Annotated in this window: 17 protein-coding genes; 8 read left to right on the forward strand and 9 right to left on the reverse strand. The window is 69.0% G+C overall.

Features of this window, described 5'->3' with window-relative positions; translation table 11 throughout:
- The 5 genes from QSJ60_RS18880 to QSJ60_RS18900 form a co-directional block, all read left to right on the forward strand.
- A partial coding sequence (locus QSJ60_RS18880) for a hypothetical protein (protein WP_285465434.1) occupies positions 1-428 on the forward strand: 428 nt, incomplete at its 5' end.
- A gap of 262 nt (positions 429-690) precedes the next feature.
- Positions 691-930 (forward strand): antitoxin VbhA family protein, encoded by a 240-nt coding sequence (locus QSJ60_RS18885; protein WP_285465419.1) that lies wholly within the window; start codon positions 691-693, stop codon positions 928-930.
- Positions 930-1,769, forward strand: a complete 840-nt coding sequence (locus QSJ60_RS18890) for a Fic/DOC family protein (protein WP_285465420.1) — start codon at positions 930-932, stop codon at positions 1,767-1,769. The genes QSJ60_RS18885 and QSJ60_RS18890 overlap by 1 nt, the downstream gene beginning before the upstream one ends.
- Positions 1,766-1,933, forward strand: a complete 168-nt coding sequence (locus QSJ60_RS18895) for a hypothetical protein (protein WP_285465421.1) — start codon at positions 1,766-1,768, stop codon at positions 1,931-1,933. Before QSJ60_RS18890 ends, QSJ60_RS18895 begins: the two co-directional genes overlap by 4 nt.
- Positions 1,930-2,532, forward strand: a complete 603-nt coding sequence (locus tag QSJ60_RS18900) for a recombinase family protein (protein ID WP_285465422.1) — start codon at positions 1,930-1,932, stop codon at positions 2,530-2,532. Before QSJ60_RS18895 ends, QSJ60_RS18900 begins: the two co-directional genes overlap by 4 nt.
- Positions 2,533-2,826: 294 nt before the next feature.
- On the opposite strand, the gene QSJ60_RS18905 is transcribed toward QSJ60_RS18900, so the two are convergent.
- Positions 2,827-3,213, reverse strand: a complete 387-nt coding sequence (locus QSJ60_RS18905; RefSeq protein ID WP_285465423.1) for a hypothetical protein — start codon at positions 3,211-3,213, stop codon at positions 2,827-2,829.
- A gap of 258 nt (positions 3,214-3,471) precedes the next feature.
- Here QSJ60_RS18905 and QSJ60_RS18910 point away from each other — a divergent pair, with 258 nt between their 5' ends.
- The 3 genes from QSJ60_RS18910 to QSJ60_RS18920 are packed head-to-tail and all read left to right on the forward strand — an operon-like array spanning position 3,472 to position 6,449.
- Positions 3,472-3,867 (forward strand): MobC family plasmid mobilization relaxosome protein, encoded by a 396-nt coding sequence (locus QSJ60_RS18910; RefSeq protein ID WP_285465424.1) that lies wholly within the window; start codon positions 3,472-3,474, stop codon positions 3,865-3,867.
- A 38-nt stretch (positions 3,868-3,905) separates the two neighbouring features.
- Positions 3,906-5,588 carry a relaxase/mobilization nuclease domain-containing protein gene (locus QSJ60_RS18915; RefSeq protein ID WP_285465425.1) on the forward strand — a complete coding sequence of 561 codons (1,683 nt, stop codon included), beginning with the start codon at positions 3,906-3,908 and terminating at the stop codon, positions 5,586-5,588.
- A 15-nt stretch (positions 5,589-5,603) separates the two neighbouring features.
- Positions 5,604-6,449: a hypothetical protein gene (locus QSJ60_RS18920; RefSeq protein WP_285465426.1), complete on the forward strand. Its 846-nt coding sequence runs from the start codon at positions 5,604-5,606 to the stop codon at positions 6,447-6,449.
- Between the two features lie 64 nt (positions 6,450-6,513).
- Here QSJ60_RS18920 and QSJ60_RS18925 read toward each other — a convergent pair whose 3' ends face one another.
- Genes QSJ60_RS18925 through QSJ60_RS19125 form a run of 8 tightly spaced genes read right to left on the reverse strand, consistent with a single transcriptional unit; the run spans position 6,514 to position 15,184 of the window.
- Positions 6,514-7,002, reverse strand: coding sequence for a DUF4913 domain-containing protein (locus tag QSJ60_RS18925; protein WP_285465427.1), 489 nt, complete (start codon positions 7,000-7,002; stop codon positions 6,514-6,516).
- A complete protein-coding gene (locus tag QSJ60_RS18930; RefSeq protein WP_285465428.1) occupies positions 6,999-8,789 on the reverse strand; it encodes a type IV secretory system conjugative DNA transfer family protein in 1,791 nt (596 codons plus the stop codon). Before QSJ60_RS18930 ends, QSJ60_RS18925 begins: the two co-directional genes overlap by 4 nt.
- Complete coding sequence (locus QSJ60_RS18935) at positions 8,786-10,351, reverse strand: putative type IV secretion/conjugal transfer ATPase (protein ID WP_425562788.1); 1,566 nt, start codon at positions 10,349-10,351, stop codon at positions 8,786-8,788. Before QSJ60_RS18935 ends, QSJ60_RS18930 begins: the two co-directional genes overlap by 4 nt.
- 2 nt (positions 10,352-10,353) lie before the next feature.
- Positions 10,354-11,862 carry an SCO6880 family protein gene (locus QSJ60_RS18940; RefSeq protein WP_425562789.1) on the reverse strand — a complete coding sequence of 503 codons (1,509 nt, stop codon included), beginning with the start codon at positions 11,860-11,862 and terminating at the stop codon, positions 10,354-10,356.
- The gene (locus QSJ60_RS18945) at positions 11,852-13,483 is read right to left on the reverse strand and encodes a TrbL/VirB6 family protein (protein WP_285465430.1); all 1,632 of its coding nucleotides are present in this window, start codon (positions 13,481-13,483) and stop codon (positions 11,852-11,854) included. Before QSJ60_RS18945 ends, QSJ60_RS18940 begins: the two co-directional genes overlap by 11 nt.
- A 5-nt stretch (positions 13,484-13,488) precedes the next feature.
- On the reverse strand, positions 13,489-14,232 hold the full coding sequence (locus QSJ60_RS18950; RefSeq protein ID WP_285465431.1) for a DUF8175 domain-containg protein: 744 nt from the start codon (positions 14,230-14,232) through the stop codon (positions 13,489-13,491).
- Between the two features lie 11 nt (positions 14,233-14,243).
- A complete protein-coding gene (locus QSJ60_RS18955; RefSeq protein WP_285465432.1) occupies positions 14,244-14,549 on the reverse strand; it encodes a hypothetical protein in 306 nt (101 codons plus the stop codon).
- An 11-nt stretch (positions 14,550-14,560) separates the two neighbouring features.
- A complete protein-coding gene (locus QSJ60_RS19125) occupies positions 14,561-15,184 on the reverse strand; it encodes a DUF6668 family protein (RefSeq protein ID WP_344820471.1) in 624 nt (207 codons plus the stop codon).
- Between the last annotated feature and the right edge of the window lie 131 nt (positions 15,185-15,315).

Consider the following 15,315-nt stretch of genomic DNA (forward strand, 5'->3'; position numbering starts at 1 on the left):
CAATACCAGCGCACCGCCCACAGGATCACATCACCCTGGAAATGGCGCCACTTGAAATCCGTCATCGTTCCGTCCGTCCAATCTCCGCCAAGCATGCTCAAGCTTCACGATTTTTGCAACAGAGCCCCCGCGTCCTCGATGACGCGACGGCGCTGCACGCTGTACTGAGGCGTACGGCCGGTGCGCAGTTCGGGAGGTATGTCGGCGTCGACGTACCCATGCTCGGCCAGCTCGCGGCCTGGCATGAGCGCGTCGTCGACGGGACGCACTACAACGGCGAGGACGGGCGCGGCGACGGCGCAACTGGCACCGTCACCACGGCGGCAGAGCTGCACCGTGCCGCCGCAGCGTTCGATGCCGCCTCGGCCGCGCTGCGCGAAGCGCACGCAGCCAACGGCGTCGTGCGCTGGTACGACGATCCCCAGTGAGTCACGACGTGGACGGCCCGGATGCCGACACCGAGGAGCGCACCCGCATCGGGCAGGTGCTCGATGCAGCTCTGCCGCCGACGAGCGCCGACCGATAACGATCGTTTCCGGTGCCCTCGGCCGAGAGGTCGGCACAGCTCCGACACGCCGAGGTGGAGCGCACCGAAACCCACCACCGAAACCCGAGCCAACCGAAACCTAAGACCTATCGTTTTCGGTGGCTCTCTGGTAGACTGGAGCCACCTCACGAAAGGGGCACATCATGGCTGCCGAGTTCAACATCGAGGCGCGCTGGCCCGAGCTGTTCGCGCAGCTCGGCGCAGCCGACCGCGAGGCCGTCGTGAACGCCCTCGCGTCGAGCTGGCACGAGGGTTGGGTGCCGAACCGCGAGGATGTCGAGAACCTGACCGACTACGCCCGCGGCGTCATCGACAAGGCCGAGTACGACCGCCGCGCAGCGGGTGCCGTCGAGCGCGCTCACGCCCTCGCTGTCGCTGGCTGATGGCCACACGCTTCAACTCCTGGGATTCGTACTTCTGGGAGCCTGGCGGCCCCGTCCTGCGCAACCTCTACGGTCTGCGCGACGGGGCCGACCTGTCCCGGCGTGAGTACGCCGAGACGAACGCGCAGCAGTTCGACATCGAGCGCGGCGCTATCTCGATCCCACGCACCTATGACGCCGAGCACCTGCGCACGATCCACCGCGAGCTGTTCAAGAACGTCTACGAGTGGGCGGGAGAGTACCGCAGCGTCGGCATGTTCAAGCCGCCGCTTGAGTTCGCCCAGCCCGAGGACATCGGGCGTTACCTGGCCGATGCCTCGCGCCTCGTGCGCGGTGCGGAGTGGGCCGGGATGGATCGGCAGCAGTTCGCGATGGCGGCCGCCGACGTGTTCGCGCACGTAAATCAGGCGCACCCGTTCCGCGAGGGGAACGGCCGAGCGGGCAAGCTGTTCATGCAGCACGTCGCGGAGCTGAGCGGCTTCAAGCTTGACTACAGTCCCGAGCGCACAGGCATCACCGCGGAGGTATGGAACAACGCCAGCGCGATGTCACGCCCCGACATCGGCAGCTACCGGCCGGTGCCCGACAGCCTCGTGCCGGTGTTCGAGCGCCTGGCCGTCGACAGGTCAGCAGGCTCGAAGGGCGCGCAACAGGGGCCGGCGGTGCGCAGGCTTCGAGATGAGTCGCGCGGCCGTGTTTCCGACCTGATCGATGAGAAGGTCGAGGAGCTGCGACGTGCGAGCTTTCCGACCCCACCCACGCCGGGAGTAGAGCGCAGTACTGAGGCGCGACGGAGCACACCGCCCATGCAAGATCGCTACCGGGGGAGAGGACGATGAAGCGTGATGACGCCGAGCGAGTGATAGAGCGCGTGCTGCGCGGGTCAGGGGCTCCTCATGCTCAGTTCCTCGTGCGCGACATCGCTGCCGCTCTCGTCGACGCTGGCCTTATTCCGTCCGAACAGGACGAGTTGCGCATGGCACTCGAAGGGAGTGGACGATGAGCCAGGTCGGTTACGCACGGGTGAGCACCCGCGATCAGAATCCCGGCTCGCAGGAGGCTGCGCTGCGCGAGGCTGGCTGCGAGCGTGTGTTCGTCGACCGGGGCGAGTCGAGCAGGATCGCTGACCGGCCCGAGTGGGTCGCGTGCCTCGACTACTTGCGCGAGGGCGACACGCTCGTGATCCTCGCGCTTGATCGGATCGCCGGTACGGAGCTGATGGCTATCGAGCTGATCCGTGACCTCGGTCGGCGCGGCGTCCGGCTGCGCAGCCTCACAGAACCGTTCCTCGACGTGGACACGTCGACGCCGATGGGCGAGGCCATCGTCGGCATTATGGCGGTGCTCGCGCAGCTCCGAGTCTCGACGATCCGGGAGAACACACGCCGCGGGCTGGCCCATGCTCGCGCTCAGGGCCGCGTCGGCGGCCGCCCCTCGGTGATGACACCCGAGCGCATCAAAGCTGCTGTGAAGATGCGCGACCAGGACATGAGCATTGCGGAGATCGCGCGCACGTTCGGCGTCGGCGCATCCAGCGTGTCCCGCGCGCTCGCCAAGCACGACGTAGGCGGTCATGACCGTTCTTCCCCATCCCCCCGATAGATAGCCGCTCTGCATACGAGAGAGCCCTGTCAAGGGGGCGGCGCAGCCGCATCACGAAGTGACGCGAAGCGCCCTTGACAGGGCTCTGGCGTATGTGACCATCACGGCATCGGGGGGAGGGGGAGCGCACCCAGTGAGGCCGTCCACAGGCCGCACAGACGAAGCCGCACCGTGCGTCGTGAACGCCACGGTGCGGCCTGTGGGCGGGCGGACAAGTGGGGCCCCGCTGTCCACCTGTGGGCGGGTTCGGCCCGGCGATAGCCGGAGCCGTCCACAGGTGGTCAGAGGGTAGCGTTACGCATTCACATGCTGCGCATTGGCGGAGACCTCGACCGGCTTGGGCGCGGGCGCAGCGGGAGCGGCCGGCGCGGCAGGCTTGCGCGCGGCTCGACGCTTCGCGCGCACCTTCTTATCAGGCTCAGTGAAGCCGATCTTGCGCAGCTCGTCGGATGACCAACCGGCGCTCAACGCGGCGTTGTATGCCTTGACGTCCTCGCGCTCGGCGTCACCGACGCGCTGCGCGACGCTGGCCTGTAGATCGGCCAACTCGCGCGCGGTCTCCTCGCGCACATCGGCTACTCCCTGACGTGCCTCCGCGAGCTGCCGAATCGCGACGATCCGATCCTCTTGTGCGCGCTTGGCGCGCTCGACTGCTTCCTCGATGCTCAGTTCCTTAGCCATGCCTCCATCCTACGAAGAAGTGCATTTCGGCGTCGACGTTCATCGACGCACAGAAGAACCGTCGCGGCGTGGCCGCGATCACTCCCGGTTGTCACCGTGAGTGATCCTGAAAGGTGCCCCAGACGGAGCAAGCTATAGACTTAGCACGGCTAAGTCGGCTTGATCCTCGACACGGGGTCAAGGATGCGGCACACTAGAAGTGTGATCCCCGCACGGGGCGGGGTCGCTGCGCTGGGCCAGGAAGGGCAGGTGATTCTAATGAGCGACGAGGCTCCCGAGGATCGCCGCCTCGCACGCAAGCGGCGCGCGAACGTCGCGGGCGGCCGCCATCACCGTCACGAGGTGAAGGTGTCGCCGGAAGAAGAGGGCGCGTTGCTGCTGCGCGCGAAGGCGCAGCGCGTGACGATCCCGCGTCTGCTCGTCGAGTCGGCGCTGTCGGCAGCGGGGGAGACGCCAACCGAACGCCGTCAGGCGATGGCCGAGCTGTTCGGTCTGCACCGGCTGCTCGCGGCCATCTCGAACAACGTCAACCAGATCGCCAAGGCCACGAACGCGACCGGCGAGCTACAGGCTGAGACGGTGGCGACGCTGGCCAAGGTGCGCGAGGTTGCCGAGCGGATCGACGAGACGATCGACGGGCTGAGCCTGCCATGATGCCGAACGTTGTTCGCGGCGATCGCATGGCTGGCCTGATGACCTACCTCACCGGGCCGGGGCGCGCGAACGAGCACACCGAACCGCACCTCGTCGCAGGCGACGCAGCGCTGCTTGCGTGGCACGATGACGCCGAGCTGGGACGCGACGCGGCGCTTTCGATCGCGCGGCACCTCGACCGCCCGCGCACTGCGTACGACGTCGACGTGAACGGCGGGCACGTCTGGCACTGCTCACTATCGCTGCGCGCCGACGAGGGCATGCTGACCGACGAGAAGTGGGGACAGATCGCCAACGACTTCATCACCGCGATGGAGTTCGACGACGCCGAGGGCACGAAGGCACCGTGCCGCTGGGTTGCCGTCCGACACGGTGTGTCGAAGAACGGCAACGACCACATCCATATCGCTGTGAACCTCGTGCGCGAGGACGGCACCAAGGCGTCGATTCACAACGACTTCCACCGGGCACAGAAGGCCGCGCGCGCGCTCGAAGTGAAGTACGGCTTGGAGCAGTTGGAGTCGGCACAGGCAGAGCGATCGACGCGCGGCTACCACCCCGCCGAGCGCGAGGCTCAGGCACGCGCCCGAGCACGCGCGAAGTACGAGCGCACCCGTCCGAAGCTCGGCCCGGATGCACCCACTTGGGAGCGGCTGACCGGCCCCGACCGGCAGGCCCGGATCACCGCCGAGCTGCGCACGGACGAGCCGCGCTATGCGCTCGCCCGGACGGTTCGCGCCAGCGCCGCAGCCAGCGAGTCCGAGTCCGAGTTCGTGCGCAGGATGCGCCGCTCGGGACTGCTCGTGCGACCGCGCTACGCGGACGGCCGCACCGACGTCATCACCGGCTACTCGGTCGCAGCTCGACCCGAAGCCGGCGAGCGACCCATCTGGTACGGCGGGGGGCACCTCGGCCGCGACCTCACCCTGCCCCGGCTGCGCGCGGGGTGGCCCGACACCCCAACCGACGCGACCGAAGCGGCAGCCGAGTGGAACGCAGCCAAGCGCGGCCGCCGCGTCGTGGCACCCGGCCGGGAGAACACGACACCCGACCCCGAGTTGTGGGAACGGTACTCGCGCGAGGTCAGCGAGCTGCGCGAGAAGCTGCGCGATGTTCCCCTCGACGACCGGGACACGTGGAGCACCCTCGCACGTCAGACCGCCGGAGCTTTCGCCGCCTGGTCGAACGCCGTCGAGGATGCGCCCGGAGACCTCGCCGCGGCATCCGATGCGCTCGCCCGATCCGCGCAGACGTTCCGCCGCCCGGTGCAGCCGCAGAAGGCCGGCATGGTTGCCATGTCCGGCGCTGCGATGCTGCTGGCCAGCGCGGCCAAGGGCGGCCAGGGGCGCGCCGCCCAGCTCATCATGCTGCGCCAGCTCGTGCGGCTCTCACAGGCCGTTTACGACGCTGCGAAGGCGGCCGGGGAGAAGCGGCAGGCTGACCTCATCCTGAGCGACGTGAAGGCGCGGATGGATCGGCTGCGCCATGACCTCGCCCCCACCAGTCAGACCCCGGTGGCCGCGGCGGCCGGCGCGCAGCAGGGCACGGCCACGGCGACGCTCGACCCGGAGACGCGCGCGATGCTCGACCGGATGAACGCCAGCCAGGGCAAGCCCGCGACCGAGGCGACATCGCCCGTACCGAACAAGATCGATCCCGACGAGCGGGCGCGGCCACGACAGACCACACGACCGGGCGCAGATCGCGGCCCGGAGCGATAGGAAGGAGGGTCGATCATGGCCGAGGAGACAGACGGCATCGAGGAGGCGTTCGACGGGCAGATACGAGTGCTCGTCACCGCCGCCGGCCAGGTCGGAGAGCGCATCGCGCGCGCCCGCGAGGACGCGCTGCGCCGAGCACAGGCGGCGACCGAGCAGGAGGCGCGCGAGCTGCGATCGCGGATCGAGGCCGAGCACCGCACCGCGCGCGTCGAGCTGGGGAACGTGCATCGCTCGGACTGGTGGGATCGTGCCACCCCCGAGCAGATCGCCAACACGTACCAACTCGCCCGCGCATGGTCGCAGGACGACCCCGAGGCGGTACGCGCCGAGCAGCGCATCCGCGACGAGGTGCGCACCCGGTACGGCGTCGACGTCAACGACACCAGCGCCGACCCCCAGGCGGTGCGTGAGGCCGTCGAGCGTGCCGAGGCGCTGCGCCAGCAGGCGGATGCTCAGCAGCAGCGCTCGGCGGCCGAGGAGGCCGAGGCGGCCCGCCTGATGGCTGAGGCCGATCGCGCCGACCGGGCGGCCGAGCACCACCGCGACGCGGCGGAGCATGAGCCCGACCCGGAGCAGCGGGCCGAGGCGCGCGAACAAGCCGAGCAGCACCAGGCGCACGCCGATGCAGCTCGTGCGGATGCTCAGCCGTTGTACGACTCGGCCGAGCGCCGCGAGGCGACGGCCCGCGACCTCGAAAGCAAGGGCATCGACCGTGAGGTGGTGGCGACGAAGATGCAGGCCGACGTCAGCCAGGCCAAGCCCGCAACCGAGGCGACCAAGGCGACCTCGGCACGGGCACCGAGGGCGCGCAAGAACCGCGGCCGCGGCGTCCAGGTGCAGCGCACCGGCCTGCAACGATGACCGGCCGCCGGCACACACGAGAGAGGGATCGCACCAGGTGGTGCGATCCCTCTCTCCTTGCTTGTCAGTCCGTACCGGCGGTCTCACGCACGTCGGGGAACAGCCCCTCGGGCGGCGGTGCGTAAGGCAGCGGCTCGCCACGCTTGGACGAGTTCAGCTCGCCCTCAGCGCCCGCGAACGGGCCATCGGGATCGAGCAGGATCGGCATGTGATGGTCGGCGTGGTCACGCCACCACACGCTCATGCCGGTTGAGGCGTCGAGGCGCAGGTGCTCCCACGCCCGCCACAGCGAGTCGAGCCGGCTCACGGCCTCGGCGTATCGCCACCACTCGGCCGCCCACACTCGGCTGCGCCCGTCCCCGGCGATGCGCCGCCGGTAGACGTAGCGCAGGTGCTTGCGCACGAACTCGTCGACGGAGCCGTAGTACAGCGGCGGCGTCTCCGGCGCTGCGCTCTCGTCGACGTCGCCGGTAACCTCGCCGGTCTCCTCGTCGACGTCGATCGGCACGGCCTCGATGCCGTCCTCGTCGTAGTCATCGCCCCAGTCGCTCACGATGCCTCCTCCTGTGCCGGCTCGGCCGCCGCGACGGCAGCGACCTCTTGCTGTGCTTCACGGATCGTCCGCTCAGCCTGCGGGTCATGCGCCGCGATCGACGCCCGCACGGCATCCGCGTGCGGGCCGGTCATCCACGGCTGTGTGCGGATCAGCGTCGGGCGCGAGCCCGACGCGAGCACGATGGCACGGCCCTTCGGGAGCGCGCCGAGGTCGGACACGTCGAGGATGCGTTCGCGGTGGAGCTGCGAGGATACGCCGCGGCCGCCGCGGCCCGTGGAGACGGTCGACGCGATGCGGTCGTAGTCTCCGATGAGCTTGGAGATGCTTTCGAGAAAAGCATCCTCCGCGACGCCGCCACCGTAGACCTTGATGTTGCTGGCGCTCCACAGTTTCTTCATGCCGGACTCGCCCCACACGTCGACGCCCTGAGACCAGCTCTGCAAGATCGTCATGAGGATGATGCCGCGCGACCCGTAGTGCGAGTACAGGTTCGGCAGCTCGCGCCACCGGCACACGTTCGCCGCTTCATCGAGTACCCCTACGAGGGGCGTCGACAGGCGGCCGCCGGAGGACTGCGAGGCCAGCTCCTCGGCCGCCTCGACGACGGCGACGGTGAGCGCCGTCACGAGCGGCCCGGCCGTGCCTCGGCCCTCCTTGGAGAGGCTGTAGAGCGTGCCGAAGTGCCTCACGAACGCTGCGGGGTCGAAGTGCGGCCGAGGGTCGGCAGCACCCTGCGGAGTGACCCACGCGGCTACCTGGCGGTTCGTGAGGCACGACGCCATCTGCTGCGCCGTGCCGAACACGCCGCCGCGCTGCTTCTCGGGCGCGGAGACGACGCCGGCCACCTGATCGGCGGTCAGCGTGAAGCCGTGCTCTCGGAGGATGTCAACGGCGCTCTCATCGGTCGGCCGCGTCAGCCACGTGTACACGTCGGTGATCGGTCGGTGATCGAGCGCAGCGGCCAGCAGGAGGCCGGCGAGCAGGTCTTGGCCTGCCGGGTCGAAGTACGCATCCGTCTTGGCCCCCGGATCGCGGGAGCCGGCGGCGAAGTGCTCGGCTAGCCGGGCCGCTTTCACCTCGTCGGTGACGTAGCTGAGCGGGTTCCACCACCAGGTCGGATTCTCGAGCGCGATCGCCTGCGGGTCGAACACCCACACCGGGCCGACCGCTGCGCGCACGTCCCTCGTCGCGTCGACGACATCGCGCTTGTTCGAGGTGACGAGCACCCCGCCCGGCGCAGCGAGGATCGCCGGCACGGCCCGGCTCGTCGTCTTACCCGTGCGCGGCCCCCAGATGTCTACGTGCATGTCCTCCCAGGAGCCGTAGAGCGGCTGCCCGCCGATCGTCTTGCCGATCGGCACACCGGGAGAGTCCTGCACGCCGAGTCGCTGCGCGGTCGCCTCGGCGTTGCGGCGGCTCAGCGCCTCAACATCCTTGCCGCGGCCCATGTAGGACGCGGCGCGATCGACACGTGAGCTGCGCTTGCGGTAGCGGGCGACCGCAAGCAGGATGAGCACCACCAGGGCGAGGACGAGCACGCCTACCCCGGCGATGATCCAGGTGCCTGCGGCTGGCCACGGCACCTTGCCGCTAAAGAGCTGGAACACGAGCCCGAACGGGTCGGAGGTCAGCTCGACGCCGGAGCCGTCGAGCTGGTGACCGAGGCGAACCGCGAGGTTCAGCCCGGCCACACCGACGATGACGATCACGATGCCGGCGGCTAGCAGGATCGTCTCGGCCGAGAACCCGCCCGGATCGCGGCGGCGGTTGTTCTGAGTGCTCACGAGGCGGCCCCCTCAGACTCGACGGCGCGCAGCCTGCGGCCGACGCGAGACTGCGCGTGCCACCGCTTGTTCGTGTCGTTCGTGGCTCGCTCGGTCTCGGTCAGCTTGACGCTGATCGGGATGCCTGGCCGGCCACCGACCTTGATGAGGAACTTCCCGCGCCCCGGAGGCTCGGTCTCCTTGCCCGTCGTGGCATCCCACGACGGCGGGGCCGACCATCCGGTGAGCAAGTTCTGCTCGGCCTGCGAGAACGGCACCGCGGCCGTCAGCAGCGGCATCTCAGCCTGCGGGAGCCCGCCGACCACGATCATGCCGGCACGCTCGACGAAGCCGCGGGCCTTCATCCGATCTTCCTCGGTCGGCAAGGCGTCGAGGTCGCGCATGGTGTGCGTAATCATCGCCTGCCCGACACCGAACTGTCGGTTCAGACGAGTGAGCGCATCCACGCGGTCGACCATGCCTGTACCGGAGCGCAGCGCCTGCCACAGCTCGTCCATGATGACGAAGTAGTGCCGCTGCGGCTCCAACCCAGCCTCGGCCAGCGCGTTCGCCACGTTCACCGTGGCAAAGCCATTCGACCAGCACGCCAGGAGCGTCGCAGCTCGCAGATCGACGTCGGTCTCTTTGAGCCCTGAGACGTCGTACACCACGGGGCGATCGCGCATCATCGGGTTCGAGGTCGGCTGCGCGAACGTCTCCCCGAGGCGGCCGCCGCGCGCGAGGCTGATAAGCGAGGCTTCCAGCCCGCGCGTCGTGCGCTGATACTCGTCGAAGTCGCCACGGTCGACCGCGACCTCGCGCAGCTCGGTCGGCCCCTCCTGCACGACCTGCAAGAGGTCAGCCAGGAGCGGCACACGGTCGAGCTTGCGGTCGAGAACGCGCAGCGCTTGGTCGACGATCGACTCCTCGACATCGGACGGCGGCTGCTTACGCAGGATCGTCAGCAGAGCCGAGACGATCGTGAGCCTGCGCCCGTGGGCGTCGGCTTCAATCTCCTCGGCCTCTTTCACGAACCCGGCGGCCCGGAGCTGCGCTGCGGCCTCCGCCGACTCGCCAGGGTCGAGCACGTTCAGGTGCCCGCGGCCGCGGCCCAGACGGATCACCTGACCGCCGAGGGCTTCGATCAGGTCGAGGTAGTCGGGCTTCAAGTCCCCGAGGATGAACGGGATCGACCCGAAGCCGGCGAGCCCGGCCGCCATACGGCGGATCGTCGTCGACTTCCCGAGCGCCGGCAGCCCGAGCACGAACACGCTCGGGTTGCTGATGAGCTTGGCACGCTGGAACCACGAGATAGGGTCGGCGCACACGGTCGCACCCGTGAACAGGTGCCGGCCGAGCGGCACGCCCACCAGGGGCGCGCCCGTGCCGACGGAGAACGGCCACAGGCCGCACACCTGAACGCTCGTGCCGCGGTACTCGACGGGAGCCTGCACGTAGGCGGCAGCACCGCGACCGCGGCCGAGCCAGCCGCGGCCGGTCGGCCGAACGGGGCGCAGCTCGGCCGACGTCTCGACGGGAGTCGCCTTCTTGCTCTTGCGAGCCTTCTGTTTGGTCGCCATCATCATCACAACCGATCCCGAATCTCTGCCGGCACCGCGACATGCTTGCTCGGCACCAGGCCCAGCGGCAACGCCATCGCAAACGCCGAATCCTGCGAGCCGTACACCGGCCGCACACGCAAGCGAGCCGACGCCGAGAGGTTGTCGATCGCCGCGGCCGCCTCAGCGGCAGCAGCCGGGTCAACGACCGTGGCCGTCACCAGCAGCCCGAAGTTCACCAGGCCCGCGCCGGCAGCCTCCTCGGCCGCCGTCGATGCCGCGGCACGCACCGCCAGGGTGTCGCGCGCCTGCGGTTTACGGGTCGCCGTCGCACGGAACTGCGCCGCTGTCAGATCAGCCTCGACGAGCCCAGCAGCTCGCGCCGGGTCGATCGGCTTGTAGAGCAGCGTCACCCGCTTGCGCGCGATGTCACGGTGCGGGGCGAGGAGGCGTGCCAGCACGCCCGACTGCACCGTACCGCGCGGCGCTTGCGTCATCGCCCAGGTGACCGACGTCGCGGAGTCGTGCCGGTAGTCCGACCACGACGCCTGATGCGCCGTCGGGCCGACGTCCGGCCAGCTCAGCTCGGGCACCTCACCCTGAGCGTGTGCCTCTTCGATGAGCACCGCGGCCGCTGGGTCGTAGGCGACCCGGATCGTCTCGCATAGCTCTTGCGCCGACAGCGGGTGCGCTGCACCCGCCCCGGTCGCCTGCAAGTTGCCCGTCAGGCCGGGCAGACGCGCCGCGAGCTCGCGCGCCATCTCGTCAGGCTTGCGAGGTGGTGCACCCTTGCGAGGGACAGCGGAGAACGTCAGCGACACGAACGCCTTGACCGTCGACGACCCGGCCGGGTAGGTCTCGACGACCTCGCGCAGCATGTCCTGCGCGAACGCGGGCGCGTCGGGGTCGAGGTTCAGCTCGACCTCACGACGCAGCCGCGTGCCCGACTCGGGCGCGGTCTCAATCGTGACCGAGGCGGCCTCGATGCCCGGCTCGTCCGAGAGGTTCGCCAGCCAGTGACCCCAATCGGCTACCCACGTGTCGACCTGTAGCGGGTCGACGAGCGATGCCCCGTCGGGCTCGGTGCCGATCACCACGGCGTACGTCTTGCTGATCGGCGTGTAGACAAGCGCGAACGGACGCCCATAGGAGTCCGTGTGCTCGCTGAGGCGGGTCGCCGCGGCAACACCGGGGAGCTGATACGTGCCCCACTCAGTGCGACCCAGCGGCCCCGAACGGTACAGATGCGAGCCGCGGGAACGTGCCGACATCCACCCGATCCGATTGGATGCCCGCGAGAGTACGCTGCGACCGTCCGCATTCTTCACGATCAGCAGCAGGATCACCCCGGCCGAGACCACCGCGGCGATGAACGCCGCGAGCAGCCCACCGGACATGAGCGAGATAAGGATGATGAACAGCGCCACGAACAGCAGCAGTGTTCCGAGCGTCCCCAGACCGAGCAGGCCCGGCGACGTCGGCCGCCGCCAGTTGCCGTAGGTGCGAGGGGCGTCCTGTGTTGGGTCAACGGCCACCACTGGGGCCTCCTTCCGTAGATTGCTCACCGACGCTCTGAACGGCCTGTGCGCCCTTCTTCGCGCCATCTGCCGCGATGCCTACCGCGGCACCCGCGGCCATGCCGATCGGGCCGCCAGCAGCGCCCGCGCTGGCCCCGGACGCCGCGCCTCCCGCAGCGGCTCCACCGCCTGCGGCTGCGCCACCTCCTGCGGCTGCGCCACCACCAGCAGATGCGGCCGCACCGGAGCCTGTCGAGGCCGCGGCACCCGAGCTGGATGCGCCGCTACCTGACGAGGCCGGTGCAGGACTGCCGCTGCTGCCGGACGAGCTGCCCGACGGGGAACCCGACGAGCCGGGCGAGCCCGTCGACCCGGTACTGCCCGAAGCGCCGTCCGACCCGGAACCGCTGCCGGTTCCCAGGCGGCCCAGCGCAGCAGCACCCGTCGGCAGCGATGCCAGCGCTGCGATGCCAAGAGCACCGCCGGCACCGCCAGCCATCGAGCCGACCAGCGGCGTCACAAACCGCATTAGAGCCGGCAGAGCGAACAGGGCGATAATCATCAGCATCAGCCCCGTGAGGATCGAGATAAGCCCGGTGCCGTCGTCGGAGAACACGTCAGTGCCGAGCAAGTGGAACGCTGCGGCGTAGACGATCGCGGCCGCCGGCTTGTAGAGGATGAATGCGAGCAGCCACCCGATGTTCTTCTTGAACCAGCTCGCGCCCATCTCTGTGTTTGTGAACGATGCCGAAAGCGGCAGGATGCCCGCGAGGATCACGAGCATTCCGCCGCGGGCGACCATGAGCACGATCTGGAACGCTGCCGCGAGGATCGCGATCAGCCCCAGGATGATGATGAGCAACGGGCCGAGCCCGCCAGTTGTGGCGGGGTTCGATGTGAGAGCGATGAGCGTCAGCATGTTGCTGCCGAAGCACGCCCCATCGCCCTCGACGTCGCACTCTAGCGAGCCGTTGATGACCCACACTGAGAAGGAGTCGGCCGCCGTTACGAGCAAGCCCGTGACCGTGACGCCCATCGCTGATACCACGATGAGCGTCAGCAGGCTCTTGATCGTTTGGCGGCCCGGCTCGGCGCGCTGTTCCCAAGCCATCTTGACGCCGCCGATGATGACCGACAGGACTACGAGACCGCCGACGAGCCACCAGACCGCGGACTGTAGGAACAGCACCGTACCGGCCGCGCCCGAAGGCCCGGTCGGCATGAGCCCCGCTGCGAGTCCACCAGCGCCGCCAATGAGGATGACGCCGCCCAGGATCACGCCAATACGGCCGACCGCGGCGATGCCCTCGCCCTGCCGGAGCTTCGAGGCGATCAGCATCCCGAGGATGATGATCGACAATCCCGCGATAGCGAGGCCAATCCACTGAACGTAGCTGAGCATCGTCGTCACGTTCCCCGAGTACGCGGGCGCGTCGCCCGCGCTGATCGGTGACGATCCGCCGCCACCCGTCAGGTTCGGTGTGCCGATGTTGACCCACATCGTGCCGAGCGAAGCGATCGCCTTGCCGTACGCCTCCATGACGGCGTTCGCCATGTTCTCGATCGCATCACCGACAGCGGACTCAAGCCAGTTGCCCGCGTTGCACCCAATATCCCACCACGCGCAGTCATCAGCCATAACGATCACTCCCCCCAGGTGATGTAGCCCGAGAGGTCAGGGAGCTGAGTCGTCTGCAACGGGTTGCTGCTGTCCTTCGGTAGGAGCTTCCAGTCGCCGTTCTCCCACACGAGGTTGTAGATCACCGAGCCGTACACGGCTTGCCCCGAAGCTGCGCCACGGACGGCAATCTCGACTCGCGCAGCAGCCCCGTCGTATGCCAGCAGTCGGAAACCGGCAACGCTAAGCCGCGTGTCCGAGGTCGCGCCGGAACCGACATCGGTCACGAGCTGACTGCGATTTGGCGCGGACTCGGCCAGGAAGTACTCGATCCAGGCCGGTGCGATCGTGGGATCGCTACCCTGCGCCACGGCGTTCGTTGCTGCGAACAGGGCTCCCTCGGGCGAGTGCTGGAAGCAGTACCGCACGCCCTCGGGCGAGGCTTGGCCCGGCCCGAACTCGGATGAGGTCGGGTAGGCCACCGTGTCCTGATAGGCCCACTCGGCCGCCGGGGCGGTCGAGAGCCGGCCGGACAGCTCGACACCATCGAGGCCGCACACGCTTGCGCCGCCCTCGTCTCCTGTCGGTTCAGGGGACGGGGCGGCGTCAGTGGGCTGGCTCGTCGACGTCGGCGCGGGATCGGAGCCGTCACGGTTCAAGTTGAGAACCGTGACGATCACTCCCACGACGACGATAAGCGCGATGACCACGGCCGCGGCGATGAAGCCTGGCCGTGTCCACGGGCTCTGCTCGTTCTCCTCGTCAGCCATGCCGAGCCTCCTCAGCCGCCTGCGATGGTGCCGATCCAGGCAGCACCCGCGCCGATGACGATCGCGCCGGCCATAGGCCAGAGAACCTTGGGTAGAGAGTCGTGGCCCTCACCGCGGCGGAAGCTCACCGCGATCAGGATTCCGCCGACGATGATCGCACCGCCGACGACGGCGTAGCCGATCCACTTGAGCCACGACATGATCGTGGTCACCCCCTCAGTACCGGGCGGCTGCACCGGGTCGGGGTTGGGGATGTCGGCAGGGACGATGGCGGCGAGGTGAGTCGCCGCCGTGATGAGGGTATCCAGAACCGTCATCGGACTTCCTTTCACTGAGTGGTGCCGGCGGCACCGGGTCGGAGGAGAGTGCTCAGCTCGTCGACGAGTCGACGCACCTCGCGCGGAGCGTCAGGTAGGGCGATCGCCTCACCTAGACGCCACGATTCGATCCACGGGACGTTCCACGTCCTCGGGAAGCCACCGGCCACAACCTGCGCAAGATCGCGCAGCGGCCGCGGAAGGCGACCCGGTGCATCAGCAACGATGACCAGTCCCACGACCTCGACGAACGGCACCAGGCCCGCAGCCCACTGTGTAGCGGCGGCCTGCGCGGCGCGGAGGCCTCGCACGTTCGACCGTGCCGTGAGAACGACCTTTGCGGGAGCCTGCGCCTGCACGCGCGGCCATGCATGATCGGCCGCCCGCCACTCAGGGACGAGAGCGGACAGTGACGATTCACCGGAGCCGCCATGCACGCCAACCCACCAGAGAGTAGCCGGCGGCCGGTCGTACGCCGGTAGCTGGTCGACATGATCGGGTGCAGGTACGCCTCGCTGGGGTGCGACCGGCCCACGCGGCGGAGCCACCCCGACGGATTGCTGCGCAACGCTCGGCACCTCTGTAGGGGTCTGTGGGCGTGAGACCCACGGATTGCTTCCCTCTGTCATCGCCATGTCCGGCTCTGTTGCAAAGATTGGCGGCAGTCAGAGGTAGGCTGTCGCTCTGCGCCGATCAGGCGGCTGCTGCGAAATGGTGGTTGAGCATGCCCATGGCCTCCGTCAGCGCCGAGGGCCCAATGCCAAAA

Origin of the sequence: Agromyces sp. NBRC 114283, assembly GCF_030268405.1 — a bacterium.
Lineage (GTDB): Bacteria > Actinomycetota > Actinomycetes > Actinomycetales > Microbacteriaceae > Agromyces > Agromyces mediolanus.